This window comes from Glutamicibacter endophyticus, assembly GCF_048457885.1.
Lineage (GTDB): Bacteria > Actinomycetota > Actinomycetes > Actinomycetales > Micrococcaceae > Glutamicibacter > Glutamicibacter endophyticus.
Window position 1 is genome coordinate 3,490,426 of the sequence record NZ_CP174200.1, and the last position, 26,191, is coordinate 3,516,616.

At 57.2% G+C, this 26,191-nt stretch carries 22 protein-coding genes; 11 read left to right on the plus strand and 11 right to left on the minus strand.

The features are described 5' to 3' along the window. The first annotated feature begins 42 nt into the window (after positions 1–42). The 6 genes from ACJD00_RS16230 to ACJD00_RS16255 all read left to right on the plus strand — a co-directional run bounded on the left by ACJD00_RS16230 (position 43) and on the right by ACJD00_RS16255 (position 7,009). Positions 43–936, plus strand: a complete 894-nt coding sequence (locus ACJD00_RS16230; RefSeq protein ID WP_309410355.1) for an N-acetylneuraminate synthase family protein — start codon at positions 43–45, stop codon at positions 934–936. Between the two features lie 103 nt (positions 937–1,039). Continuing rightward, positions 1,040–2,035 carry a glycosyltransferase family 2 protein gene (locus ACJD00_RS16235; RefSeq protein WP_418907923.1) on the plus strand — a complete coding sequence of 332 codons (996 nt, stop codon included), beginning with the start codon at positions 1,040–1,042 and terminating at the stop codon, positions 2,033–2,035. Continuing rightward, entirely contained in the window at positions 2,032–3,390 is a 1,359-nt protein-coding gene (locus tag ACJD00_RS16240) for a polysialyltransferase family glycosyltransferase (protein WP_418907924.1), read from the plus strand. The genes ACJD00_RS16235 and ACJD00_RS16240 overlap by 4 nt, the downstream gene beginning before the upstream one ends. An 11-nt stretch (positions 3,391–3,401) precedes the next feature. Continuing rightward, positions 3,402–4,412 carry a hypothetical protein gene (locus ACJD00_RS16245; protein ID WP_418907925.1) on the plus strand — a complete coding sequence of 337 codons (1,011 nt, stop codon included), beginning with the start codon at positions 3,402–3,404 and terminating at the stop codon, positions 4,410–4,412. A 6-nt stretch (positions 4,413–4,418) separates the two neighbouring features. Next, positions 4,419–5,627, plus strand: a complete 1,209-nt coding sequence (locus ACJD00_RS16250) for a DUF6716 putative glycosyltransferase (RefSeq protein ID WP_418907926.1) — start codon at positions 4,419–4,421, stop codon at positions 5,625–5,627. Between the two features lie 296 nt (positions 5,628–5,923). Beyond that, on the plus strand, positions 5,924–7,009 hold the full coding sequence (locus ACJD00_RS16255; RefSeq protein WP_418907927.1) for an inositol-3-phosphate synthase: 1,086 nt from the start codon (positions 5,924–5,926) through the stop codon (positions 7,007–7,009). 205 nt (positions 7,010–7,214) lie between these two features. Here ACJD00_RS16255 and ACJD00_RS16260 read toward each other — a convergent pair whose 3' ends face one another. Beyond that, the gene (locus ACJD00_RS16260; protein WP_309410349.1) at positions 7,215–7,337 is read right to left on the minus strand and encodes a hypothetical protein; all 123 of its coding nucleotides are present in this window, start codon (positions 7,335–7,337) and stop codon (positions 7,215–7,217) included. A gap of 562 nt (positions 7,338–7,899) precedes the next feature. Beyond that, complete coding sequence (locus ACJD00_RS16265) at positions 7,900–9,342, minus strand: CCA tRNA nucleotidyltransferase (RefSeq protein ID WP_418907928.1); 1,443 nt, start codon at positions 9,340–9,342, stop codon at positions 7,900–7,902. A gap of 91 nt (positions 9,343–9,433) precedes the next feature. Between ACJD00_RS16265 and ACJD00_RS16270 the strand changes: the two genes are divergently transcribed. The 5 genes from ACJD00_RS16270 to trxA all read left to right on the plus strand — a co-directional run bounded on the left by ACJD00_RS16270 (position 9,434) and on the right by trxA (position 14,829). Then, the gene (locus ACJD00_RS16270; protein WP_309410347.1) at positions 9,434–9,973 is read left to right on the plus strand and encodes an NUDIX hydrolase; all 540 of its coding nucleotides are present in this window, start codon (positions 9,434–9,436) and stop codon (positions 9,971–9,973) included. Beyond that, positions 9,957–11,714 (plus strand): murein biosynthesis integral membrane protein MurJ, encoded by a 1,758-nt coding sequence (murJ, locus tag ACJD00_RS16275; protein ID WP_418907929.1) that lies wholly within the window; start codon positions 9,957–9,959, stop codon positions 11,712–11,714. The genes ACJD00_RS16270 and murJ overlap by 17 nt, the downstream gene beginning before the upstream one ends. Before the next feature lie 99 nt (positions 11,715–11,813). Beyond that, positions 11,814–13,415 carry a hypothetical protein gene (locus ACJD00_RS16280; RefSeq protein ID WP_418907930.1) on the plus strand — a complete coding sequence of 534 codons (1,602 nt, stop codon included), beginning with the start codon at positions 11,814–11,816 and terminating at the stop codon, positions 13,413–13,415. 99 nt (positions 13,416–13,514) lie between these two features. Continuing rightward, positions 13,515–14,483 (plus strand): thioredoxin-disulfide reductase, encoded by a 969-nt coding sequence (gene trxB, locus ACJD00_RS16285; protein ID WP_418907931.1) that lies wholly within the window; start codon positions 13,515–13,517, stop codon positions 14,481–14,483. Between the two features lie 22 nt (positions 14,484–14,505). Continuing rightward, positions 14,506–14,829, plus strand: a complete 324-nt coding sequence (trxA, locus tag ACJD00_RS16290) for a thioredoxin (RefSeq protein WP_309410343.1) — start codon at positions 14,506–14,508, stop codon at positions 14,827–14,829. A gap of 3,121 nt (positions 14,830–17,950) precedes the next feature. Here the strand turns inward: trxA and ACJD00_RS16295 are convergent. The 9 genes from ACJD00_RS16295 to rpmH form a co-directional block, all read right to left on the minus strand. Further along, the gene (locus ACJD00_RS16295) at positions 17,951–18,100 is read right to left on the minus strand and encodes a hypothetical protein (protein ID WP_418907932.1); all 150 of its coding nucleotides are present in this window, start codon (positions 18,098–18,100) and stop codon (positions 17,951–17,953) included. A gap of 2,086 nt (positions 18,101–20,186) precedes the next feature. Continuing rightward, positions 20,187–21,380, minus strand: coding sequence for a ParB/RepB/Spo0J family partition protein (locus tag ACJD00_RS16300; RefSeq protein ID WP_418907933.1), 1,194 nt, complete (start codon positions 21,378–21,380; stop codon positions 20,187–20,189). A gap of 112 nt (positions 21,381–21,492) precedes the next feature. After that, positions 21,493–22,425, minus strand: coding sequence for a ParA family protein (locus ACJD00_RS16305; protein ID WP_418907934.1), 933 nt, complete (start codon positions 22,423–22,425; stop codon positions 21,493–21,495). A 169-nt stretch (positions 22,426–22,594) separates the two neighbouring features. Then, positions 22,595–23,236: a 16S rRNA (guanine(527)-N(7))-methyltransferase RsmG gene (gene rsmG, locus ACJD00_RS16310; RefSeq protein WP_418907935.1), complete on the minus strand. Its 642-nt coding sequence runs from the start codon at positions 23,234–23,236 to the stop codon at positions 22,595–22,597. Between the two features lie 25 nt (positions 23,237–23,261). Then, positions 23,262–23,786, minus strand: coding sequence for a protein jag (locus tag ACJD00_RS16315; protein WP_418907936.1), 525 nt, complete (start codon positions 23,784–23,786; stop codon positions 23,262–23,264). A gap of 2 nt (positions 23,787–23,788) precedes the next feature. Beyond that, positions 23,789–24,754 (minus strand): membrane protein insertase YidC, encoded by a 966-nt coding sequence (gene yidC / locus ACJD00_RS16320; protein ID WP_309410338.1) that lies wholly within the window; start codon positions 24,752–24,754, stop codon positions 23,789–23,791. Beyond that, positions 24,754–25,131, minus strand: coding sequence for a membrane protein insertion efficiency factor YidD (gene yidD, locus ACJD00_RS16325; RefSeq protein ID WP_418907937.1), 378 nt, complete (start codon positions 25,129–25,131; stop codon positions 24,754–24,756). Before yidD ends, yidC begins: the two co-directional genes overlap by 1 nt. Next, complete coding sequence (rnpA, locus tag ACJD00_RS16330; protein ID WP_418907938.1) at positions 25,124–25,480, minus strand: ribonuclease P protein component; 357 nt, start codon at positions 25,478–25,480, stop codon at positions 25,124–25,126. Before rnpA ends, yidD begins: the two co-directional genes overlap by 8 nt. Positions 25,481–25,543: 63 nt before the next feature. Continuing rightward, a complete protein-coding gene (gene rpmH / locus ACJD00_RS16335) occupies positions 25,544–25,681 on the minus strand; it encodes a 50S ribosomal protein L34 (RefSeq protein ID WP_309410335.1) in 138 nt (45 codons plus the stop codon). Positions 25,682–26,191 lie beyond the last annotated feature (510 nt).

A 26,191-nucleotide genomic window follows, 5' to 3' on the forward strand; every position in this document is an offset into this window, starting at 1 on the left:
TTTTTCGTTTTCCCTAGTTTCACCCACTGAAAGGCAGAACCCATGACCTCCATCACCACCGACATCAAGCCCGTCGCCATTGGCGAGTCGCTGCTCGGCACCGGCCAGCAGGTGTATGTCATCGGCGAGATCGGCATTAACCACAACGGTGACCTCGAAATCGCTAAGCAGCTGATCGACGTGTCCGCGGCCGCCGGCGCCAACGCGGTGAAATTCCAGAAGCGCACCCCGGACATCTCCACCCCGATGGACATGCGTGACAAGATTCGTTCCACCCCGTGGGGCGACATGACCTACCTGGACTACCGCTACCGCGTGGAGTTCGACCAGGCTCAGTACAAGGAATTGATCTCCTACGCCGCCTCCAAGGGGCTGCACGCCTTCGCCTCCCCGTGGGATGTTCCTTCGGTTGAGTTCATGGAAGAGCAGGGTGCCGTCACCCACAAGGTCGCCTCCGCCTCGGTGACCGACATTGAACTGCTCAAGGCACTGGCCGAAACCGGCAAGCCGATCATTCTCTCCACCGGCATGTCCACCATCGAGCAGATCGACAAGGCCGTGGAAACCCTGGGCACCGACAAGCTGGTCATGATGCACGCCACCAGCACCTACCCGCTGCCTCCCGAGGAAGCCAACCTGCGCACCATCGAAACCCTGCGCGAGCGCTACCAGGTGCCGGTCGGCTACTCGGGTCACGAGCGCGGCCTGCAGATCTCGCTGGCCGCGGTGGCCTTGGGCGCCGTGACCGTCGAACGCCACATCACCCTCGACCGCACCATGTGGGGCTCGGACCAGGCCTCCTCGCTGGAGCCGAAGGGCTTCGAAGCTCTGATCCGCGACATCCGCATCCTCGAGCAGGCCATGGGCGACGGCGTCAAGAAGGTCTTCCCGGGCGAATTGGCTCCGCTGAGCCGCCTGCGCCGCGTCGACGGCTAAGTCCGGAGCGCCTCGCGACGCGCATCTCGGCGGCCGGACCAGTATTCGGTCCGGCCGCCGCGATGCATCCATGCCCCCTCGCACACTCCTCGAAGAAGGAACCATGACCCCGATTCCCGGCCGCATTTCCGTGGTAATTCCCGCCTACAACCAGGAAGCGTATATCTGTGATGCGCTGACCTCGCTAACGCGGCAAGAACTCGACGGCCGAGAGCTCGAGGTACTGGTCGTCGACGACGCCTCGACCGATGCCACCGCGCAGCTGGTGCGCAGTTACCAGTCCAAACTGCCCGGGCTGAAGCTCATTACCCTGCCGGCCAACGGCGGTGTCTCGGCCGCGCGCAACGCTGGCCTTGATCAGGTCACCGGCGAGTTCTACACCTTCCTTGATCCCGATGACTGGATGGGGCCCCGCCATCTGGCGACCCTGGCCGATGGGCTACAGGAGCTGAATGTCGACTTCGTGCGCTGCGATCATGTGCGTGTCACCGGCACCAACCGCACCATTCACCGGGCCCCACAGGCACAGCGTGGGCTGCGCCTAGATCCGGCGGCGGATATCGAGCCGATCGATGCGCCATCCATGGTTGACTACCCATATTCCTGGGCGGGAATGTATCGTACCGAGCTGATGCGCCAGCGCGGCGTCTTCCATTTTGATCCCGATCTGACCAGCGCCGAGGATCGTCCGTGGATCTGGAAACTGCACCTGCGCAACCACAGTTATGCGGTGCTTTCCGGTGCGGACATCTTCTACCGCCGCGGACTGCCCGGATCACTGACTCAGGTCTTTGACGAACGCCAGCTGAGTTTCATTCCTGCGTTCACGCAGGTTTTCGAGGAGGTCGACGCGCACCCGGAGGCCGCGCGGCACCTGCCGAAGGCACTACGCCAATTCTTCGCGATCGTGTGCCACCATGAAAAACGAACCAAGAACTACCCGCCCGAGGTCCGCTTGCAGATGAAGCAGCAGCTACGTCGCGTGTTCGCGACAATTGATGTGGCCGCCGCGCGCAAGGTCGCTTTGGAAATGGACGTGGCCCGACGCCGCCATGTGCTCTCCTACCTGCAGGCCGCGCAGATTGGGGTCGCCCGATGATCGCCCTCGTCGAGGCCTCCAGCTATTTCCAGTTGGTCTCCCTGGCCGCCATGGCCGATGCCGGGCTGCTCCCGCCGGCCGACGAACGTGTTCTCGTGCTGGCCAATGGTTCGCAGATTCCCGAACTCACCACCCCGCTGGATCGCGTGCCCGGGTTCGACGAGCTTGCCTCCCGCTTCGATCGCGTCGTTGACCTCGCTGCCTTGCTGGCACCACGACGTCCGGCGCAGTTCAACCCGCGTGGCGTCGAGGACCAGCTGCTGCTCAATAAATTGCTGCGCAGCGCCTGGAATCTCGGCGACGAACCGCTGACCTTGGTGCTCGAGTCCATTCAGGTGAACCCGGCCCGCGCCCTGGCCAATGTTTTCTATGACGCGCAGATCTGGGTCCACTCCGACGGTCTGATGTCCTACGGCCCCACGCGAAGCAAACTTGCCACCCCCATCGCCCAGCGCTTGGTCGGCACCATCCACATCGACCTGGTGCCAGGTCTTGAGCCGCAACTATTAGCCGAGCTCCAGCCCCAACGGAAGGTGCTCTCCGCCTCCGCGCTATCTCGGGTGTTCGACGAGCTGGCGCACGGGCAGCAGCCGGTACCCGACGCGCCCGAGGGCGCGGCCTTGCTCTTGGGGCAGTATCTCGGTTCCCTCGGGGTAATCGACGAGGACGAAGAGTTCGAGTTGCACGTGCAGATGCTGCACGAGGTGAAGTCCCGCGGCCTGAACACGGTACTTTTCAAGGCCCATCCATCGGCGAGCGCCACCTCCGCGGCGCGGCTGGCTGGCACCGCGGCATCCCTCGGCCTCGATTTCACGGTGCTGGACACCGACCACCTGGCCGAAACCGTGGTCGCCGCCGTGCGCCCTGCCCTGGTTCTGTCGTGCTTCTCCACCGGCTTGGCCACCGCCAAGTACCTGCAAGGCATCGAGGTTGTCGCGGTGGGCACCGCGATGCTGCTTCAAGCTTTGGCGCCCTACCAGAATTCCAATCGCGTGCCGCTGAGTCTGGTCCACGCCCTCTGTGTGCAGAACGTCAGCGCCCCGGCCGAGCGTGCCGACACGGATGACGACGAACTCACCGGATTGCTGCATGCGGTGTCTTACTGCATGCAGTCAGAGCAACTGCCGCAGCTGCGCGAGACGGCCGAGCAATTCCTGAATCGGCACTATGCCCGTCACGCCGTGCACTTTAAGCGTCGCCGCCTGACAAGCCTGAACCTGCCACCGCAGTGGGCCCATGTGGGGTCCGGGCGCCGGATTCCGGCACAATTGCGCGGGGTTTCACGGCAAGTTATTCGACGCTCCTCGCGGCAACTGGAAAAATGGTCACGTTCCCTGAATCGGTTGGCCAAGTGAGTCTGGCGGAAATGAATCTTGTAGGCACCGATACCGGCCAGGTATCCCGACCTCGTTTCGGCACCGCGCGGGTTTGGGTCGAATCGCCACTGCAATTGCTCTCCGCGGTGGAAACTCACGCCGCGGGGCTGTTGGGTAGCGACGTGCACATCGTGCCGCGCCTGGGCATGCCCCTGCAGGCCACCACCGGGGCCATGCTGGATTCGGCTCCGGCCGGAGTCAGCTTTCAGCCAGCGGCCAAGCGTCCGCCCATGCCCAAATCCGCCAAGGAACGCTGGGTTGTCGGCGACGCCTATTCCGGAAAGGTGCAACGGGCCCTATTGGGCGGGGTGCGTGCAAAGGAAATCATCGTCATCGACGACGGACTTGCGACCCTGTCGTTAATCGCGCAGCTCACCCAGCGCTCCCCCACACCGCTGGTACGTGCCCGCGCTAAACAATCCGCGGCACGCAATTCCTTGGGGCTGGCCATGTGGCGCAAGATGCGTGCGCTGGCACGTGAATCGCGGTTGCTGATCGTCTCCGCCCTTCAGGTGCCACAGGAGCAGCGCGAACGCATGGACGAACTGGGCATCAAATTTGCTCAGCATAAGTTCGAATGGCTCGCCACCCAACCGGTTGCCGAACGATTCGCCGAGCCCACCTTGCTCATCGGGTCGGCCATGGTGGCCGACGGACTTATTCATACCGAGCCCTATCTGGCATGGGTCAAGTCCCTAGCCGCTGACGGTCCGCTGGCCTATTTCCCGCACCGTCGGGAAACCCCGCAGTTCCTTCAGCTACTCGACGCGCTCGAGAACGTGCATCTCAAAACCCATACGGTTCCCATCGAGATGCGTCTGCGCGATCTACGCCCGGGTCAGGAAATCCGCGCGCTGCCCTCGACCGTCATCCCCTCGCTGCGACTGCTACTGGGAAATGAGGCACGCAGTCTCTACCCATTGCCGGTCCCCGAACATTGGTGGACCGAAACCACCTCCCAGCAACTGCGCGAACATCTCTCGCGTTCCCTGGAGGTGTAGCTCCATATGCGACCCCAAATTATCGCCGTCGCCGATTCGGACTCATACCTGAAGCTCGCCACGACCTTCCTGCATCGCTTGGGCCCGAGCTGGGATCGTCGGGTAGCCCTTGTGCGCACACCCATCATGCCGACCGAAGAACAGATCAACGCGGCCTTTGCGGGCACCGACTTGGCGCCCGACCAGCTGCTGCGTCTTCCGCTGAATCAGTTGGTTTCCCCCGCCGTGCAATGTGACATCGTCTTCGCCGCCGCTACCGGGCCGGTGGTCAGCGAACTCTACTCGCGTATTTTGCGACATGAGCCGCTGCAAGGTCGAGGCACCGCTCTCATTTCGGCCCTACCCGGCGTGGCCTACCCGGCGACGCAACGTGGCTGGAACTATCGGCGCCCCGGCGACGCGTTCATCTGCCATTCACATGCCGAGGCCCGCGACTTTTCCTTCCTCTCCGAGTCAGCAAAGGGACATCAACCGACGATTATGGTCGGTAAGCTGCCGTTCCTCTCCCCCCCAGGCTTTCCTGCCGAGTCGCAAGCCGCAATCAAGCGCCTCGTGTTCGCTCCGCAGGCAAAGGTTCCATGCGTGCGCGAAGAACGCGAACGCATCCTGATCGCACTTGAACGTTGCGCGCGGCTCAATCCTGGGCTCGACGTCGTGGTGAAACTACGAGCGCGAGCAGGTGAACCACAGACACATCTCGAGCAGTTTCCCTACGACGAGATCTTCCAAGAACTCCAGGCTTCTGGACGCATCTCTGGCTCCACCCATCTGCGTTTCACCACAGGCAGCATGGCCGAGGTGCTGAAACCTGGCAGCGCTTTGGTCACCGTCTCCTCCACCGCCGCACTCGAATCCATCGACCGCGGACTGCCGACGATGATCTTGCGCGACTTCGGCGTCAGCGAGGAAATGATCAACATCGTGTTCCATGGGTCGGGCCTTCTCGGAACCCTTGACGATCTCCAGTTGCTGAACTTTGGAACCCCCAACAAACCATGGCTCCGGGAAAACTACTTTCATCGGATGACCCCGGCCTTCTCGCAATCTTTGCAGGTGTTAGCCGAACGGGCACGCTCCGCACAGCTGAGCACCGATCCAGAGCTCCTGAGCGAGCTACGGCGACGCCCACTGAGGCACAGTATTCGCACGGCCCTGCCGCAACCCGTGTTACGCACTCTCCTAAAGATCCGTGGGATGGGAAGAAAGGTCACCTGAGGCCACATATAGCCGTCATGATCAAAATAGTTTTTGCTAATGACTAAGCCAATGTAGCGCGAATTTTCGCGGTAAGTCATGACCTAGCCGCCTTTTGTAACTGACGGAGCGACACGCCCGATCGTCTCCCACAGAACACATTGTCCGGCGCATGGCGCGCAATGGGACGTCAAGTAAGAGATCATGCGGAATATTTCATGATCAAAAGGTCTTAGGATCAATGAGGGGCTTTTTCGTTTTAGCGCTTTCGTGCGCCCAATTGCCTCAAGCTTGATAGGTACCCGTAAGGAGATAATGTGTCGGCGAACCCGATTCGCGTAGCCATCGTGGGTGTAGGTAACTGCGCCACTTCGCTCGTACAAGGTGTTGAATACTATCGAAATGCCGATGCGGAGGCCACCGTTCCCGGGCTTATGCACGTACAGTTCGGTGACTACCACGTGGGCGATGTACAGTTCGTCGCGGCCTATGACGTAGACGCTAAAAAGGTCGGACTGGACCTGGCCGATGCCATTGTGGCCAGTGAAAATAACACCATTAAGATTGCCGACGTGCCTGCCACCGGCGTAAAGGTCCAGCGCGGCCACACCCTAGACGGACTGGGCAAGTACTACCGCCAGACCATCGAAGAGTCCACAGCTGAGCCGGTCGACATGGTGCAGAGCCTCAAGGACGCCCAGGTCGATGTTTTGGTCTGCTATTTGCCCGTAGGTTCTGACGAGGCGGCGAAGTTTTACGCCCAGGCAGCTATTGATGCCGGCGTAGCTTTCGTCAACGCACTGCCCGTGTTCATCGCCGGAACCCCGGAATGGGCTCAGAAGTTCACTGATGCAGGCGTGCCCATCGTGGGTGACGATATTAAGAGCCAGATTGGTGCAACCATCACCCACCGTGTGATGGCCAAGCTCTTCGAAGACCGCGGTGTTGTTCTCGACCGCACCTACCAGCTGAATGTCGGTGGCAACATGGACTTCAAGAACATGCTGGAACGCGAGCGCCTCGAATCGAAGAAGATTTCCAAGACTCAGGCCGTCACCTCGAACACCAGCGCCGTGCTCGGCGATGATGATGTGCATATTGGCCCAAGTGACTACGTGTCATGGCTCGACGATCGTAAATGGGCCTTCGTGCGCCTCGAGGGTCGCAACTTTGGTGATGCACCGGTGTCCTTGGAATACAAGCTCGAAGTTTGGGATTCGCCAAACTCGGCTGGTGTCATTATCGACGCGGTTCGCGCAGCGAAGATCGCTCTGGATCGCGGTATCGGTGGTCCGATCCTGTCGGCTTCGAGCTACTTCATGAAGTCCCCGCCGGAGCAGTACGACGACGATACGGCCCGTGCGAAGGTGGAAGCGTTCATCCGCGGAGAGGTTGAGCGTTAAGAATCGCCCAATACTCGCAAGAGCCTCGAATTTCTCAACCGCTGCACCAGCGGCAGGGGAGTTCGAGGCTTTTGTTTATTCTCACGCCCCTTAGAGATGCGGAAAGCCCGCCGGCTTAAGGCCGGCGGGCCTCTGCGTGGGATCGTCGTATCTCATATGAACTCCTGTGTCGCGGGCGGTGATGATGGTAATGGCATCATCAGCGCTAGCGAACTCGGAAGTACATTTCCATAGGCAAGTGATTCTTCAAATCACGTTCGCGCAGACGTTGATCTAGCTCTTCGAGCGAGATGCGCTTGCGAGGCTGTTGGCGTCGTTTGCTACTCATTTGGTGTCCCTCCTCTCTGCATATGAAGAGGCGGGTGAGTTAGCTTGTCGCGTGGTCAGCACACCACGCGCTTTGAGGCTTTCCGGACCAGCGAAGATTAGTTCCGAGTTCCGTAGGGCACTCGCTGTGGGAGAGGTGCAAAGTGGGGCAGACATGAAAAAAGTTCCTCAGGGGTTTCGGTCGATGACTGACTTTTCAGCCCCCAGGAACTTTGATGAAGCGTGAGATTCTTAGATCTTCATCATTCTGGAGGCGTTGGAAGCACGATTGCCGGTATACGCCGAGACACGGCCGCGCACCGGGGCAGTTCGATTGCCCATAAAATCAAAAATAAACATGCTTCCCACCTCCTAAATCTGCTCGAGTCGATTGCCAAGGACTGGCAAGACTGCAACGTATATTGTCTAGTCGATCACGCAAGCCTCATTGAGACTTCCCAATCACAAGCTTAACCTTATCGCACGGGTCGATGGAAATACAACACCTTTGGAGAAAAAGATTGCAGCGCACGTAGTGAAGCCCACCACGAGTACTACATGGTGGGCTTCACGGCACTGTTTGACTATGCGTCGGTGGCTGACTCGGGCTGTTCAGCCCACCACGCCCGAAGGCGGCGAGCGGATTCTTCGACCCCTAGCGGCCCTTCGTCGAGTCGCAGTTCAAGCAAGAACTTATAGGCTCGCCCAACCACCGGGCCGGGTTTGATCTGCAAGAGCTCCATGATCTGTTGCCCGTCCAAGTCTGGTCGAATGGCGGCCAGCTCTTCTTGGGCTGCAATCTGCTCGATGCGTTGCTCTAAGTCATCGTAGGCAAATGCCAGGCGCTCTGCCTTGCGACGGTTTCGAGTGGTGACGTCCGAGCGAGTCAGTGCGTGCAAGCGCTGCAAGAGGCTCCCGGCATCGGTTACGTAGCGGCGTACGGCCGAATCGGTCCATCCCGCCTCGCCGTAACCGTAGAAGCGCATATGCAACTCCACAAGGCGCGCCACGGCCTTGGTAGTGTCCTTATCAAAGCGCAAGGTACGCATGCGTTGCTTCACTAGTTTCGAGCCGACCATGTCGTGATGACGGAAGGAAACCGCACCGCTAGGTTCGAACTTCCTCGTCGCCGGCTTACCCACATCATGCATCAGAGCTGCGAAACGCAAGATGAAGTCCGGTCCCGGCAGAACGCCTTCGGCGTCGGTTTCATGCCCCATCGCCTGTTCAAGGACGGTCAGTGAATGCTGATAGACGTCCTTATGACGATGATGCTCGTCGATCTCCAACCGCAACGCGGACACTTCTGGGAGTACCTTGTCGGCCAGGCCGGTTTGGACGAGCAGATCTATACCCGCCCGCGGATCAGCTCCGTTGATGAGCTTGACCAGTTCATCACGCACACGTTCGGCCGAGATGATCTCAATACGATCGGTCATCTCCCGCATGGCTTTGCGGACCGGAGCAGAGACTTCAAGCTTGAGCTGTGATGCAAAACGAGCTGCACGCATCATGCGCAACGGATCATCGGAGAAGGAAATGTCCGGCGCGCCCGGAGTGCGGATTAAACCTTCGTTCAACGATGCCAATCCATCAAAAGGATCCACGAGTTCGAGATCCGGCAGGCGCAGTGCCATGGCATTCATGGTGAAGTCGCGCCGGAAAAGATCGTCATTCAGGTTATCTCCGAAAGCCACAATAGGCTTACGTGACTCTTTGTCATAAGCGTCCGCCCGATAGGTCGTGACCTCGAGCGTATGTTCGCCCTTTCTCAGGGCGATAGTGCCGAACTCTCGGCCAACATCCCATACGGTGTCGGCCCAACCAGCGATGGTTTTAAGCGTCTCTTCCGGACGTGCACTGGTGGTGAAGTCAAGATCCGGCGAGACTCTCCCCAGGTATAGGTCACGAACTGGCCCTCCGACGAGAGACAGTTCAAACCCTGCGGACACGAATCGATCAGCCAGCTCAAAGATGACCGGAGGGAGGATTTGGCGCAACGCGGCGCGGGAGGGAAGTTCGTACATAGTGACTTAAGCGTGCCAGATTTCGCGATCCTGCGCTCGCTTCTACTCGTGGCTACGGCGCGCAGGGGCATTTTCTCGATAGAGTGGTTTCATGAACCGACCGATCCCGTCTGCCCCAAAGCGCACGCCATTGACTGCGTCAATGGCCCACGCTCAGGCACACGCCGGTCATCAACCACTTCCAACGGTCGAGGAAGTCTCGTCCGGGGGTATCGTCATTGACTTCGAAAATCCACAGTTTCCCGTAGCGATTATTGCTCGCTATAACCGTGGTGGGCGTCTGGAATGGTGCTTACCCAAGGGACATCCCGAGGGCCCGGAATCCAACGAAGAAGCCGCCGTTCGTGAAATCGAGGAGGAAACCGGCATCGCGGGACGCGTTCTGGCTCCCCTCGGATCGGTGGACTATTGGTTCACCGTGACTAACTATCGGGTTCACAAGACTGTGCACCATTTTCTGTTGCAGGCCACCGGTGGTGAGCTCACGATCGAAAATGACCCGGATCATGAGGCCGTGGATGTGGCTTGGGTTCCGTTAAACGCGCTTGGCAAGCGGTTGTCTTTCCCTAATGAGCGCCGAATTGCCGACTTGGCGCGCGAGGTCCTAACGAAGTATGTCTCAGGCTCCTAACCACCTGTCGGGCTCCGACCCGGAAACAGGCGCTTTTAACCAGATCGGCGCCAACGGTTCTTCTCCGGTCAGCAAGCCCGCCGCAGGACGCTCGAAGATCTACGCACTGATGGCCTCCGGGACATTGGTTTCCCGCGTGCTGGGCTTCGTGCGTACGGCATTGCTCGCCGTTGCCATAGGTTCCGTGACGTCGATTGCGGACATCTTCGAAAAGGCCAACGTCATCCCGACCATCATCTATATGTTGTTGGCCGGCGGCGTGTTCAATGTGATCCTGATTCCGCAATTGATCAAAGCCTCAAAGGCCAACGATCGCGGATCTTCGTACACATCCAAGTTGGTGACGCTCACGATCGTCGTCATGGGTGCGCTTACCGTGCTGCTGACGATCGCCGCGCGGCCCATTATTATCGGGCTGACCAACAACTGGTCCGATGAGATGATCACTTTGGGCACCTCATTTGCCTACTGGTCACTACCGCAGGTGTTCTTTTACGGACTGTATGCCGTTCTCGGGCAGGTCCTCAACGCGCATGGCAGGTTCGCCGCGTTCATGTGGGCGCCAGCAGTCAATAACCTGTTGCAGCTTGTTGTGATTGGCTCGTTCATCTGGATGTTCAGCGCCTACTCGCACGGTGACCCCATGGATCAGTGGAACGGACTGAAAACCGTCTGGCTCGCCGGCGGCGCGACTCTGGGTATCGTCTTACAGGCTTTGGTGCTGCTGTGGCCGCTACGGAAGCTTGGACTGAATCTGCACTTTGATTTCTCCTGGCGCGGCATCGGCCTACGCCATGTGGGAAAACTAGCGCTGTGGACCATCGCGGCGATGATGATCGGCAACATCGCATCACTGCTGTACTCAAAGATCGTCTCGGGAGCCACTGCCGCCCGTACATCGCTCGATCCGCAGGCTGCGGCATCCGTTGCCGGTGAGTATGCGCTGAATACCTCGCAGCTGATTACCGTGCTACCGCATTCACTCTTCGCCTTGACCGTAGCCACCGTCCTGTTCAACGACTTCACCAAGGCTTTCACCGACAACCGGCGTGAAGATATCGGTGGGCTGCTGAACCGTGGCATGCGTAGCACGGCTATTCCCATCGTTTTCGCTACGGTCGCTTTTATCGTCTTGGCCGGCCCACTCGGGCGCCTGTTCGCCGGACATTCTCAGTACGCAGTGGCAGCGGCCTGCGCATTGGGGCAGCTTCTTGTTTTGACGGCGCTGGGCTTGCCGTTCAAGTCGCTACAGTTCTTCATGTTGCGGGTGTTCTTTGCCGACGAAGATACGCGCACGCCCATGTTGATTCAAACAACGATCGCAATGGTTGGTTTGGTCAGCGCCACGCTGGCCGCCATGCTCGTCGATCCCCTGCATATCGCCGCAGCCATCGCATTGATCTACGGTGCCACCAATGTGCTTTCGGCCGTCGTGACGCACTACCTGGTTAAGCGGCGTTACGGTGACTACGGGGTAATCTCGGTGATAGACACGTACGTTCGCATTGGATGGATGGCCACTTTGTCGGGCCTCGCCGGCGCGCTAACTCTCGCACTGCTCGGCGGTCTTACCTTCGGCTTCGCCTACGATTCCGTCTTCTCGGCACTCGTTACGATCGCCGTCGTGAGCGTGGTCATGGCTTCGGTGTATTTCTTCCTTCTGCACCGCACCAAAGTTCCGGAGCTCGAGGGTTTTGCCGGTCCGATCATCCGTAGAATCCCCGGCTTACGCCGCAAGTGATTTACATTGAATCACCACCAAATAGGCAGGGTCGGAAGGTAACATGAAGGGTGGCGGGGTGCTCCCGCCGTAATCAATCGCCAACTCTTGGAGATGCAAGTGTCGCAGCCCATCGATGTCGGGTCCGTCCTCAGCGGTCGCTACCAGGTCACCGAAAATGTACTGACCTCTGCCGAAGGCGATCTTGTTCTGAGTGGCATCGATCAGGTGCTTAACCGCACCGTGAGTATTCTCGTCGCTTCACAGGGAACCTCAGAACAACTAGCGACCAGTGCGCGCGAGATCGCTATGGATCAGCGTGCTTCAAACGTCCAGGTTCTGGATCTCGGCGTGACCGAAACGAACCAGACGTACCTCGTGACCAATCCTGCACGAGCAACAGATTTGCTCGATCTGGTGCTGAGCACCGAAGCCGCACCATACGTAGAGCCTTTCTTCACCGATACGCTGGGCACCGAAATCTTCGGTGAGTCCCGGCAGGCGGTCCCAGAGACCTACGAGGACCAGGACGGCTACTACGAGGAAATCCAGTACGACGATCCTCAAGAAGAACCAGAACACAAACGCCGCGGAGCCGCCCTTGGCGCCGGCTTCGCCGGATTGAAGAATCGTTTCGGCAAGAAGCACTCCGAACACGAAGATGAGCAGCCGGAGCAGGACGAAGAAGTGACCTCCGAGGAGGCTACTTCGACGGCTACTGCGCCCGTCGCAGCCGTGAATAACCCAGACACTCAAGCAGAGCCTGAGCAGAAGCCAAAGGTGACGAAGCTGGATAAGGACGCTGAGCCGAGCGTCACCGCCACGGCGGCACTCGCTGCTGCAGCCCAGTCCAAGGGAACCGAATCTGGCTCCCAGAAGGAATCCGTCGAAGAGGACGAGACGGATTCCAAGAAGAAGGCAGCCGCAGCAGGTGCGGCTGGTGCAGGCGCAGCGGCTTCCCTGGCTGCAGCACCCAAGGCGTCCACCTTCCCAGCTGGAGCCAAGAATGTTCCGGCTCAGGATGAGCCACTTGTTGAAGACGAGCCGGAAGAAGAAGGCAATAACAAGGGTGTGCGCCTCATGGTCGGTGCAGTGCTCATTGCCGTTCTGGTGATCGCAGTGGTCTTTGCCTTTAATTTCTTAGGCAACGGCAGTGACCGTGACCCTCAGGCCGGCACGCCCACGCAGCAGTCGACGGAGCAACCGACTTCGCAAGAGCCTAGCGGTGAAACTGAGCCCAGCGAAACAGGTCTTCCTGACCCGAAGGTAGCGGGGGTTTCACGTCTGGTTCCGGGCAATCAGGAACTCAACGCCGAGACCGACAATACGTTGTCGAAGATGACTGATGGCAACCCATCCAGCACCTACAAAACGTACTCATACACCACAGGAAACTTTGGTGGGTTTGCCTCGAATATGGTGTTGATTCTGGACCTAGAGCAGAAGTCAGCCGTTCACGAGATCAACCTCGAGGGACTGAATGCAACCGGCGGTAACTACGAGGTATTGGTAGGAACCTCGGACGACCTGGGCAAGGCCAAGTCTGTCGCCAATGGCTCCTTTAGCGGGCCTTCCATCTCGATCCCGGTCAATGGTGATGGTCAGGACTTCATGGAAGGCACCCACGTCTTCCTGAACATTACCGACCTGCCGCGGGTGGCATCAGGCGCTAACTCTTCACGCCCGTATGGGTTGCAGATCGGCGAGTTCTCCGTGAAGTAACAGTCCCGGAATTATTTTCCATAGCTAAGCGTTGAGGTGGATAGTGAGGATAGCCCTCGCTATCCACCTCGCATTTTGAGAACGAAAGGTTCTTTCCCCGTGACAGCAGCACTGAACGACGATATCCGCGACGTCATCATCGTGGGTTCTGGTCCTGCCGGATACACCGCAGCCATTTACACGGCGCGTGCGAACTTGAATCCACTGGTCATCGCTGGTTCGGTGACCGCCGGCGGCGAGCTGATGAACACCACTGATGTTGAGAATTTCCCGGGTTTCCCCGAAGGCATCATGGGTCCAGATCTGATGGACAACATGCAGAAGCAAGCCGAACGTTTTGGTGCTGAGGTCATGTACGACGACGTTGCCGCGGTGGATCTTGATGATGAAATCAAGACTGTCACCCTGAATGACGGCAAGCAGTTCCGTGCACACTCCATCATTCTGTCTACCGGATCTGCCTACCGGGAATTGGGTCTGGCCGATGAGAAGCGCTTGTCCGGTCACGGCGTTTCTTGGTGCGCAACGTGCGACGGTTTCTTCTTCCGCGATCAGCAGATCGCCGTTGTTGGCGGTGGCGATTCGGCTATGGAAGAGGCGCTATTCCTAACAAAGTTTGCGTCTAAGGTCTATGTAGTGGTGCGTCGCGATGAGCTGCGTGCTTCCAAGATCATGGGCGATCGTGCTCAGGCACACGAGAAGATCGAGTTCGTTTGGGACTCGGAAGTATCCGCCATCCAGGGCGACGAAAAGGTTTCCGGACTCGTCGTGAAGAACCGCCACAGCGGTGAAGAAACGACCCTGGATGTTACTGGTGTGTTCGTCGCCATTGGTAACGACCCTCGGATCGAGCTAGTCAAAGACAAGCTCGAGCTCACCGCTGACGGAACTATCGCTGTCGAGGGACGCTCGTCGCGTACCTCGGTCAAGGGCGTGTTTGCAGCCGGCGACGTTGTTGACTCGACCTACCGCCAGGCCATCACGGCCGCTGCGTCGGGTTGTGCCGCGGCCGTCGACGTTGAACACTACCTCGCAGATATCAAGACTCCGGCTGAAGCCGCACAGTAAACCTCCCGAAAGGAGTGCTCCCATGAGCAATGCAAAAGATGTAACTGAAGCAACTTTCCAGAATGACGTCTTGGATGCCGAAAAGCCGGTCATCGTAGATTTCTGGGCCGAATGGTGCGGCCCTTGCCGTCAGCTTGGTCCGGTACTGGACCAGATTGCTGCCGAGCACGCCGACAAGGTAGAGGTCGTTAAGGTCAACGTTGACGAGAACCAGGGCATCGCGGCCAAGTACGGCATCACCAGCATCCCGGCTGTATACGTCTTCAAGGGTGGCGAGCATGTAGCTACCTCGATTGGAGCAAAGCCCAAGCCGGTGCTCGAGAAGGAATTCGCAGAGTACCTGTAGAAGTCTCGAACAAATGGGGGTAGATGGCGTGAGCTATCTACCCCCATTGTTGTATCTAGGCGTACGACGCGATTCCAGACGATCTGAGATGGCGAAGACCAATAAACAAGTATTTTACTTTGTTTTCGAATCGCAGCTCTTGCCCAATACTAAGTTTTGCCATGATGGTCCTCTCGCTACGTCAGTTCGGTACCTCTGGACTCGATATTGTCCTAGCTGCCGTCAAAAACACTCACACTGTTCCAGGTGGCCTTAATGCCGCGAAGCACACTCGTGATCACGACTGGCTTCTTCCGCGTTGCATCGCACCGATGTTTTGCTCATTCTTCTCCACCCGATCGAGTCGCACGACGTATACGGCGGAAGTTCAGTAAGGCAACCACTACTCCTACGCAAACCCACTAGATGCTCGCTCTTCCGAACCGAGAATCTTCAGGGAGTGGGCACGCCTTTCCCCGCCTTTAGTTGCCATTGCTCCTTCCAAGACCATTGCTCCTGTACCTCAACGTCCTTCACAGAAAAGCTAGTCTCAAGAGCTGTGCCAAAGTGATGACCTGTTTCCTTACGTGATTGCTAATGTGTACGTCCGCACCACGAACGGTTACTGTCATCATTTCTCTGCTCCTACCCCACTCCCAGCACGATCAATATCCATTGCGAGCCTTCTTCGTTAGACAATGTGAAATGTTGCAGTCGCCGCTTTGTGTTCACGATGGATTTCGCTGTTCCAGCCCGTAGCAATCGCATGGTCTGCAGACCGAACGGCTTTATGGAATCCTGTGCGAGCGGTGCGTTGCTTCCGACGGACTGAAGCTCGAAATTGCAACTGCATCCGGGTCAGTTTCCCGGGTAACCGTTCTCAGCAATGTATATAAGCTGATGGCAGTTAGTCACTCCACTGCACCGCAATACGTCTACACTCGACTGCTGATCCGCGCGCAATACCGCATCCAGAGTTCGCTGAACTACAGCTCCAAGACGGCCTCGATCGCCTCAAGCATCTTAGTGCCAGAAAGCCCAGTCTTCCGGCATCATGGGTTGGGCCCTGCGACCTAAGTCCGTGTTTCGTCCTTACCTCGCTTTCTATACAGCAGCGATCAACACATGAGTTGAGTAGAGGTTCAATTTCTCTCGACGTTGCAACCGGTGTCGAATCTGAATAGGTTTCTTGGCCGCGAGACATCTTTGCTGAACACCGTAAGACTTCGAGCTGACGATGCTCATGGCAATCCCCTACTCGATACCACCCATCGAGTGCCCCGCTGGGATCAGTCGGTGCCAGCCTCAAGCAACGTCTTATCGGCGACATATGCACCCTTCGTCGGTGAGGTCTCTGCTTGCTGGCGCACCCGTCCGTGCATGTTTCACGTGAAACACGGCAGTTTCAAGGAACCTCATTACACAACGTCCTACCCTGGGCTCAGCAGGGATGCTCATATGGCTAACCTTCTGTCCGCAAAGCAGGCAACTCCCCTATCTCGAGTTGTAGCTCCCACGTGATTTCTCGAGAGCGGACACAGTGCATGTCTTCATTAGAGTTTCGGTTTATGTGGTCGTTAGCGACGCGATGGACGGCCCCAGAATGCGGTACCGACGAACGGCAAAACTAGACATTCATGCCTATCCCTGACACGCCACACTTACAAAGAACTTGCGCGGAGCACAAGTGAAATTGACGGAAAGCGTCATGCGTCCTGTTGCCAGATAGACTCTCGCTCCCCCATGAGTCAGCAGGTTCAAGGACTGTGCCGCAACGACTGCTAGATTTGAGCAACGCTCGTTCAGCAGCAGAAAGGCACCAGTTATTTCATTATCCTTGTGCCTCTGTCGGGCGCTAAAGGACCAGCACGCCCAGTATGGGCCCGCTGTCTGAATCCGTTGTAACGGCCCCAGACTGTCCTCCAGATAGGCCGTAGGCGGGTTTATCCCGTCTCGGCGTCCAACACGCTTGTCGTTGTGTCTTTGGGTGCTTAGAAAGTCCCTCAGCGTGGAAGGCTGGGTCCAACGTGCAGCCACCCTTACAACGCTCGAACGACGTTTCTTGAACTTTCGAACCTAGCCTCGATGCAACATTCACCGACACTGCATGAGCTTGTACACGGCTTCGTCAGCGGCTGATGTGGGTGTGGCACGGTTTCAGCCTCAGATCACGGCTTCAGTGGAGCGGTAGTCCCTTCAGAAGATTGGATAGGGCACCCAGCGCGTAGGGCAAGTCCCGTCTCCGGTCTCTGCTGTGATGGTGTCAGGCCCGTTGAGCACCTTGCTCAGCCATCAACGCGCCGATTAGAGCGATGACCGTCTCTCGGGTCTAGAACAGTCCCTCCCCTGCCAACGGCTTGGCGTCTCCCCGTTCAATCGCGAACTCGGGTTGTTCGAGCACTTCCACTGCCACCCATTCATCGGGAGCCCGGCCAACGAGAGGTTATTTTCCCGGGCCATGTACAGATCCTCGAGGATGGTCGGCAGCTAGTGGTACATGTACGCCGCAGGCGGTCGTTCTGGTTATGCAGCGGCCTCGTCTACGTGGTCATAGACCGAGTGACGAACCGTTTTGACCGCTGTCACATGACTTTCGGAGTGACCCATATCGGGGTTGCCGCATAGCGGATGCGGCATCGCTGCGAGCAGATTAACAACTAATGCTTCCGCAGATCACGGGTGTGCGCTCCAGGTGACCAGCCCGACCCTAAGCTTGCTCGGAGTGACCAGCTCGGTGCAGGCCAGGTTTCCATGCGGACCGGGTTCTCTTGGTTTCAATCGTTGCTCCGAGCATTTGTGGGATCCCGTCGTGGCGATCGCGACGACCAAGATCACTGTCAGGATCACCGTGACTGCCTACACGGACTTCCCTGCTCGACACCGCTCAGAATCACGAGCACGAGCGGTACAGTCTCCCCCAGCAACCTGTACGGAACTCTTCGACCCCACGTTCTATATCTGTAGTCACGCCCGAGACTTGGAATTTGGACAGTCGTCGAATGCCAGGTCATTTGACGCGCTTATCCCGGCATCGGGAAGTGACCCAGCGAGGTCTTACTCGTTCACGACGGTGATCACCCCAGTGTAGGCACGTTTACTCCGTTCTAACGGCCCATGAGGGGAAGTAGGGTTTTTACCGGCGCTAGGAGACGACAACACCCACGGTCTCGACCTGACTACTCAACATCCCAATGTCGGTACCCCTAAAGCCGCGCCCCTCAAGGAGGAGTGTTCCCTCGGTAGACCACGACCACCACGGGTCGGCGTAGACGGGATGAAGCAGGTTGACCATGGCCAGCACCAAATCACATATCAGGTCTGGCGATGCCTCTGTGAGTCGTTCGGTCGGACGTGTTGCCGGTCGACAATATGAGAGGCGGTTATCTCTCGAAGATCTTTCGCATCAGAAAGAGGGAACTTGGTTGAAGGATAAATCCGGTGACCCGTAGCGTTTACGGGCGGGCACGTCACCACGTGTCACGCCAACCTAGGCGACCTCACTGCCGTCGAATTTTCTGAACTTCGTGCTTCCTATCGGCAGCACATCTCATGTCCATCGGCGCTAACGACTTTGGATTGTTTGTCTTGGAATGTCAATGCCGCCCTCCGTGAGCTAGCCATGGCCAGTATCAAACCCCGTTTCGACGATTTGCCACGAATCATTGCTCCGCTCCTGCTCTCGGAGGAAGCATTCACGAACCTACATTGGCCGGCAAAGCGATTGACGCACGATGCGCTGATAGGGTGCGTAGCTTGTGGGCTCGTCCCGAACCAATCAATCTTGTACTTAGACGGCACTTGCTTTCTGACGCAAACGACATCTCTCGATTCAGGTACTTCATTCGGAAGCTCACTTAGCGCGACTGCATCGGCGTATAGCTGCGCCGCGTTTGCCCGCTGCACGATCCACCCGCACGGATACTTTGTGGCCCTCTGGCTACGACCGCGCTTGGTGGTACCTCGATAGTTGAACTTGTAGCGTTTCCACCTGGCTAGTGAATAAGGCCAGTCCTCTCGCCTTCAGCAAGTCTTCCTATCCTCTCTCACTCCGCTAAGACGTCACGGGAAGAGTCCCCTCCCCTGCTATCCGCCTGTCTGGCGAACGTTTTCATGTGGAGACCGGGAGTTCTCGATCGAGCAAAGTTTGACGACGCAGGTATCAGTAACGCCTAATGCATTCGGCATGCCGGCCGCGCATGACATCCGCACCTCCGAGGGCCCGCGTCTGGCATACGCCCATGTTCCGAGGCGAATCGGCCGTACTGCCTAGAGTTGGAGTCCTGAACCTTCGAGACAAGCAATGCCTTTGTCGATTCCCTGCTCAAGCAAGGTCCCAGCCTCCAACAGTCACATTTCGCTGATGATGCTGGAGGCTAGGGCTTTCACGGTACCGCAGGTCTTCGAGCTCTAGTGTCTCAAGCAGAGCTACGGATGACGCGAACTGACCAAATGGCAGCCCAGTTACATCGAATCTGTGAGCATCCAGGCGTAAGGTCACGACTCACACAGAAGTTTAGGTCGAGGGTCTCCTCGATCCGCCTGCACATCCTTGATGGTGCACGTAAAGCCAGTTTTGGTGCGGCTCCCATTGCATTAAGCGGCCGCGGTGATTGCATATCGTTTTCCGCGACTTTAGCCGTACTTCTGACGTCGCCAGCAACTGTCGTACTTGCACGTCATCTCATGCCACATCTGCCTCTTGCGGTCGTACGGTCGTTGCCACTGCGATCAGTCTCGTGGATCATATGGGACGGGCGCTAGTTTTCGCTCCCGTGCTATACGCTCGAGGTGGTTTTCGGGTCTTCCTTCCCGGTCTACGGGCGCGCTTTCACTATGGCCGCCTACCATGGCACCGGCTACGAGGTAGGTCGTTACTCATCCGCTCGGACAACGCAGGTTTCTGCCCTACCTGCCCCTCGTCTCCCTGCATGTAGCTGTTTCATGCATCCTTTGCTTGTAGGTGATCGCGGTAGCCGTGACCGCAGTCAGCTCTGCGCGCTGCACCATACTGCTCAGAGAACTCATGTCAGTTTGTAAATCATTCATTCGCGAGGACAAGACCAAGGGCCCGCTCCGCCTGATCGTAGATACCCCTCTGACTGCAGATCGCTCCCCTTAGGTATTTCAAGCTATCGGCTCATCGAGCGACTCGTCCGATCGTGCGAAAGATTCACAAACTCCGTGCACAGCGGTAGTTACACTTGTGGCCCGCCCGACTATCAACGATTAGCTCGTTTCCCGATCTCAGGTCACTCACGGGTCGTTCTAGCAGCGCCTCGGCGGTCTGCCTCCCTGTTTCACGTGAAACATGCTCGCTCCCGGCATGAAAAAGCGGTGTGTGTTTCACGTGAAACACACACCGCTTTCCGAAACAGGGACTAACCCTTGGCCTCAGGGTCCAGAACTTCCATGATCCGATTCAGATCTTCGACGGAGGCGAACTCGATGCTCACCTTGCCCTTACGTGCGCCTAGCGAGATCTTCACATTCGTATCGAGTCTGTCGGCTAATGACGAGGCCAGGAAATCGAGGCGTTCGTTGCGATTAGCTTCGCGCGGCTTCTTTTCCTTCTTCTTCGGTCGATCATCGCTGAGGGCTACCGCTTCTTCAGTGGCGCGAACGGACATACCTTCATTCACAACTCGCTGGGCTAGTTGCTCAATCGCTTCACTGTTGGTCAGCCCCAAGAGTGCTCGAGCGTGCCCTGCCGACAGTACGCCAGCCGCGACCCGACGCTGTACAAGAGGCGGCAACTTCATCAGACGAATGGTATTTGATATCTGTGAACGCGATCGGCCGATACGATCAGAAAGGACCTCTTGCGTGCAGTTAAACTCATCCAACAATTGCTGGTACGCAGCAGCTTCTTCAAGCGGATTCAGTTGTGAACGATGAAGATTCTCCAGCAGTGCATCGCGCAGGAGATCGGTATCGAGCGTGTCACGAATGATAGCCGGAATTGTGGCAAGTCCAGCTGCCTGAGTTGCACGCCAACGGCGCTCACCCATGACCAGCTCATAGGGCTCATCCCCCGCTTCACGAGAAGGTCGTACGACGATGGGCTGGAGGAGACCAATCTCGCGAATGGAGTGGATGAGCTCATCCATGTGCTCCTGATCGAAATTGGTACGAGGCTGCTTGCGATTGGGGTGAATTTTCGTGACATCAAGTTCCATGAACTGTGCGCCAGGAACATCGATCAACTCGACATCATCAGATGACTTGGCCGCTTCCATAGCCGTCTCGGGTCGCTTACTAGCTTCTTCTGTCTTATCGTTGCTCTTTGGCTTGACGGTCCCAGCCAACCCAGGCATCTCGGCTCTCTGGCGACGGTTCGAGCGGGAGTTGCCCGAGGGCTGACGCGTTGCAGTCAGTGAGTCGGTCTTGCGGCCTGGCTCAAAAAACATGTCAACAGGGCGGACGGGCTTGGTTTTGGTGCTATCGCTCGGAGTCGTATCTGCCACCTTGGTTTCACGTGAAACATAATCGGTGTCGTCTCCAGATGGTGCGGTAGGCGTACTGGAGATCAATGCCCCAAGCCCACGTCCTAGGCCTCGCTTCTTCTCGACCATTGCGTTCCAACGCCCTTTCCTCGCAAATCGCAGATATGACTAGTCTACTGGCCCGAGGTAGTTAAGAGAGCGCAAGAAGGGGTGTGTTAATACAAGATTGGCGTTCGCTTGCTTACTTCGCCCGTACACCGCGTTCAGCAATTTCAATTGCTGCTTCCATGTAAGACAATGCACCCGTGGAGTTGGGGTCGTAAGTAATAACGGTCTGTTGGTAGCTCGGAGCCTCGGAAATACGAACGCTACGTGGAATCAGTGCACCCAAAACCTGCTCAGGGAAATGCTCCCGAACCTCATTCGCAACCTGAGACGCTAGATTAGTTCGACCATCGTACATCGTCAGAAGGATAGTGGAGACCGTCAGACGAGAATTCAGATGCTTCTGAATCATCTCAATGTTCTTCAGGAGCTGGCTCAATCCCTCGAGGGCATAGTACTCGCACTGGATTGGGATAAGCACTTCCCGAGCTGCGACAAAGGCGTTTACGGTCAACAGCCCAAGGCTCGGCGGGCAATCGATGAAAACGTAGTCGAGGCGCGGCAGACCCTGGCGCTGACGAGTCCGAGCGTAATCGTCGAGCGCCCGTTGCAAACGTTGCTCTCGTGCAACTAGAGAAACAAGCTCGATTTCGGCGCCAGCCAGGTGAATGGTAGCCGGCGCCACCTGAAGGGTCGGTAGATCAGGGCATGTGGCTACCACGTCAGCTAAAGGAACATCATTGATGAGGACATCGTAGATACTTTCAACCTCGGCGTGGTGCTCGATGCCTAGCGCGGTTGAAGCGTTGCCCTGAGGGTCAATGTCAATGACAAGAACATTCAACCCGCCCTTGGCCAGCGCGGCGGCAAGGTTGACGGTGGTCGTGGTCTTGCCGACGCCACCCTTCTGGTTAGATATCGTGAAGTATCTGGTCTTATCAGGCGTTGGGATCACCTTCTCCGCCAGCGCCTCGCGACGACGATGCTCACTGGCCAGTTGGCTGGCAAGGGGAGAAGAGGAGTCGTTAAAGTCGAACACACTGTTCGACGGATCCTTCGTCTTACTCAAGGAGTGCTCCTCTGTATCTCGTGACGTATAGAACTACGACAGCTTGAACCATGTTTCACGTGAAACAATCAGCGACAAATGATTTCGTTTGTTTATCTACGAAAATCATCTTCCGTGCCGATACCTCCTTGGGAGAGGCACCAACACCTTAAAGACTATCGCCTAACCTCTAGCCAACCTTAATTCGAACCACCGTGGTTGGTTCTTCTAGGACTTCCTCGCCTACGACGATGACTTCGGTATTAGCCCCACCAAGCTTCTTGACGGTCTTCTCGGCCTTCGCGATCTCCTCAGCCGCAGAACGGCCCTTGATGGCGAGAAGCTCACCTTGGCCGTGCAACAGAGGCAAGGTCAGGCCGGCTAGATTGGACAGGGCTGATACGGCACGCGCCGTGACATACTGCGCGTTAACGACGTCCACCATTTGCTCGGCTCGTCCCCGCATGACTGTGACGTTATCAAGTCCAAGATCTTCGATAACTTCCGTAAGCCAAATGCAACGGCGTTCCAATGGCTCAATCAGGGTGAGCTTCAAGTCGGCTCGCGCGATGGCCAGACACAAACCCGGCAGTCCCGCGCCACTGCCCACATCGGCAACCTCCGCGTCCTTGTCCATGAGCTCCGCGATGACAGCGCAGTTCAGTACATGACGCGACCAGAGGCGTGGTACCTCACGTGGCCCTAACAGGCCACGTTCAATTCCGGATGTAGCCAAATGCTGTACGTAGCGTCGCGCGAGGTCTAGGCGATCTCCAAAGATCTTCTCCGCAGCTACCTGTTCTGTAGCGCTCAAGCTCAGGTCTTCAGTCATAGGATCGTCCTTAAGGTAAAAGCAATTAGTTTCCGGAAACCGAAACCACGATATGCCGCCGAGAGCCTTCGCCCTCGGATTCGGAATGCAACCCCGCATCGGCAATAACATCATGGACGATCTTGCGCTCATAGGCGCTCATCGGCTCTAGATGGACGGATTCCCCGTCTGCTTGGGCCTGCTTGATAGCTTCCTGCGCCATCGCTTGGAGGGTTTCAGCGCGCTGCGCACGGTAACCGGCGATATCAAGTACAAGGCGGGAACGTTCGCCCGTAGCGCTCAATACAGCAAGGCGTGTCAGTTCCTGTAAGGCGTCGAGAACTTCACCCTCTGCCCCAACGAGGCTGGAGAGATCGGCTGGCTGATCGTCGGCTACGATCGAAATGTAAGTACGTCCCCCACGAATCTCGATATCGATATCGCCATCAAGGTCTGCAATATCCAGTAGCTCTTCAAGGTAATCGGCAGCTACGTCGCCCTCGTCAAGGGACTCGGTTACTACGTCCTGGGTCTTCAACTCCGCCGATGCGGTCTCTTCGGTGGTGGTCATGACTACTTCTTCTTCCGACGGTTCTTACGCTGTGGCTGCTGACGCTGACCCTTCGACTGCTCATCAACCGCAGTCACTTCAGGAGCGGAATTCTTCTTCTGACCCACCGGAGGCAAGCCCTTGGCAGCACGGCGGGCGTTAAGGTCACGCTCAGCCTCGGAGCCTGGCGTCGGGTTGTTGCGGATTACCCAGAACTGCTGACCAAGGGTCCACAAGTTCGAAGCGGTCCAGTAGATCAGAACACCAATTGGGAAGTTGATACCACCGATACCGAAGACCAAAGGCAGAATGTACAGCATCATCTTCTGCTGCTGCATAAATGGCCCCTGCAGAGCCTCAGCACTCATGTTCTTGGTCATCAGCTGACGCTGAGTAATGAACTGTGACGCCGTCATCGCCAGAATCATGATCACCGCGACGACGATGACAGCTACGTTCACCGAACCTGAATTAATGGTCCCCAGGAACGTTTCCGACAATGGAGCACCGAAGATTGAAGAGTCGTCAAAGCTGCGAATATGCGCAGCCGACAATGCACCGATACCGGTGTTATTCTCGCTTGCTCGCGATGCCTCGTTAAGAACGCGGAAAAGCGCAAAGAAGAACGGCATCTGCACGAGCAACGGAAGGCACGATGACAGCGGGTTCGTCTTGTGCTTCTTGAATAGAGCTTGCTGCTCCTGAACCATCGCCTGACGCGACAGCTGATCGGTCTTGCCCTTGTACTTCGCCTGCAGCTTGCGCAGATCAGGCTGCAGGGCCTGCATTGCACGCTGCGCTTTGATCTGCTTGACGAAAACAGGGATCAGCGCCGTACGAATCAGCAACACAAGGAAGATGATCGATAGGGTCCAGGTGACACCAGAATCGGCGTTCATGCCGATCATCGTGAACAGTTCGTGGAAGGCCCACAGAATCCACGACACGACGAACGTGAACGGGGTCAGTATCCAATCAAGGAAATTCATTAGCGGTCAAGCTCCTTGTTACCGCTTTCCGCGGCATCTTCATCGTCGGGAATCACAGGGTGATTCAGAACTATGATCCTCGGGACCTTGCCCTCGGGCCAAATCCGCGGTCCCTCCGGCACATGGTCCACTCCCCCGTGGGAGAACGGATTGCAGCGCAGGACCCGCCAAGTAGTCAAACCAATGCCCTTAATTGCCCCATGCTGGGTCACGGCTTCAAGTCCATAAGCCGAGCAACTAGGGAAGTATCTGCACACGTCACCGTAGATCGGCGAAATCACCTTACGATAGGCGATGAGCAAGGCAATGAGTAGGTTCCTCGGTATATCTATGAGAAACCAGAATACTCCCGTGCGGGGAACCGTATCTTTACGCACGACTGTCCTGAACCTTACGTAGGACAGACTGGTGAGCACCGACAATCTGCCGGTTCAATTCGGTCCAAGGCAACTCCGCGGCGCCAGGCAATGCCCGAAGCACGTAATCGATATTGCCGTCTTCGGTACGCAAAATTCGAGAAATCTCGCGCATACGTCGTTTGGTTAGGTTCCGGTGCACCGCATTGCCGACAGCCTTCGAAACAATAAACCCAAAACGATCGCCCTGCACGTCGTCATTTCGAAGACGTGCATATAGCACGACGTTCCGGCGTCCGCTTCGGACGCCGGAACGTACAGTGGCTGTAAGGTCCTGCGCTAGGCGCAGTCGCTGACTCTTTGGCAACATGTCAGATACGACGGTTCCGTATGAAACGCGTCAGAGCATGAGACCAAACGCTAATCCGCAAATTTATGCGGACAGCGAGCTGCGGCCCTTGCCGCGGCGTGCCGACATGATGGCACGACCCGCACGGGTACGCATACGTAGACGGAAACCGTGCTTCTTGGCACGACGACGGTTGTTAGGCTGAAAAGTCCGCTTGCTCACGGTGACACTCCAAGACGATCTAGATGGCGCGTCTTACCCGTTACTAGCTAGCTGAATAACAACAGGCCGACGCTCGTTCTTTTGACATGCGCAATTTCGTGGGCTCTTCTAAACCTGAGCAGGGCACGAAACACGCGCATAGGACTAAATAACGATAGAAAAATAAGTTCGCGCCGTCAAACCGGCACGACAACTTCACCTCCCAGCTGAACCAGAGACCCGGAGGTTGTGAATAATCTATCCGAATCTTGTGGATTACGACATACTTTTCGGGCAACGAACGTGGATATCTCTGTATACACGGAACACCTGAGGATAGATACGCCCAAGTGAAATCGGGTAATACGGTTCTACACATCCCGAGAGGGAACTTTTTCCCCAGAACTGTGCATAACCATGTGGATGACCGCTAGAATCGGAAGCGACGTTGCCCGAAAGACGGTAGAACATCGACTATTCGGCGCTTCGTTGTGACCAACATTGCATTTCCCAGAGAAAAGAGGCGCCTTC

Bases quoted from the DNA above. Each gene is read 5' to 3' on its own strand.
- trxA (WP_309410343.1), top strand. From the start codon at position 14,506: ATGAGCAATGCAAAAGATGTAACTGAAGCAACTTTCCAGAATGACGTC.
- rsmG (WP_418907935.1), bottom strand. From the start codon at position 23,236: ATGACTGAAGACCTGAGCTTGAGCGCTACAGAACAGGTAGCTGCGGAG.
- ACJD00_RS16245 (WP_418907925.1), top strand. From the start codon at position 3,402: ATGAATCTTGTAGGCACCGATACCGGCCAGGTATCCCGACCTCGTTTC.
- ACJD00_RS16265 (WP_418907928.1), bottom strand. From the start codon at position 9,342: ATGTACGAACTTCCCTCCCGCGCCGCGTTGCGCCAAATCCTCCCTCCG.
- ACJD00_RS16270 (WP_309410347.1), top strand. From the start codon at position 9,434: ATGAACCGACCGATCCCGTCTGCCCCAAAGCGCACGCCATTGACTGCG.
- ACJD00_RS16295 (WP_418907932.1), bottom strand. From the start codon at position 18,100: ATGGTCAACCTGCTTCATCCCGTCTACGCCGACCCGTGGTGGTCGTGG.
- ACJD00_RS16235 (WP_418907923.1), top strand. From the start codon at position 1,040: ATGACCCCGATTCCCGGCCGCATTTCCGTGGTAATTCCCGCCTACAAC.
- yidC (WP_309410338.1), bottom strand. From the start codon at position 24,754: ATGAATTTCCTTGATTGGATACTGACCCCGTTCACGTTCGTCGTGTCG.
- ACJD00_RS16315 (WP_418907936.1), bottom strand. From the start codon at position 23,786: ATGACCACCACCGAAGAGACCGCATCGGCGGAGTTGAAGACCCAGGAC.
- rnpA (WP_418907938.1), bottom strand. From the start codon at position 25,480: ATGTTGCCAAAGAGTCAGCGACTGCGCCTAGCGCAGGACCTTACAGCC.
- murJ (WP_418907929.1), top strand. From the start codon at position 9,957: ATGTCTCAGGCTCCTAACCACCTGTCGGGCTCCGACCCGGAAACAGGC.
- ACJD00_RS16250 (WP_418907926.1), top strand. From the start codon at position 4,419: ATGCGACCCCAAATTATCGCCGTCGCCGATTCGGACTCATACCTGAAG.
- ACJD00_RS16300 (WP_418907933.1), bottom strand. From the start codon at position 21,380: ATGGTCGAGAAGAAGCGAGGCCTAGGACGTGGGCTTGGGGCATTGATC.
- ACJD00_RS16260 (WP_309410349.1), bottom strand. From the start codon at position 7,337: ATGAGTAGCAAACGACGCCAACAGCCTCGCAAGCGCATCTCGCTCGAA.
- ACJD00_RS16230 (WP_309410355.1), top strand. From the start codon at position 43: ATGACCTCCATCACCACCGACATCAAGCCCGTCGCCATTGGCGAGTCG.
- ACJD00_RS16240 (WP_418907924.1), top strand. From the start codon at position 2,032: ATGATCGCCCTCGTCGAGGCCTCCAGCTATTTCCAGTTGGTCTCCCTG.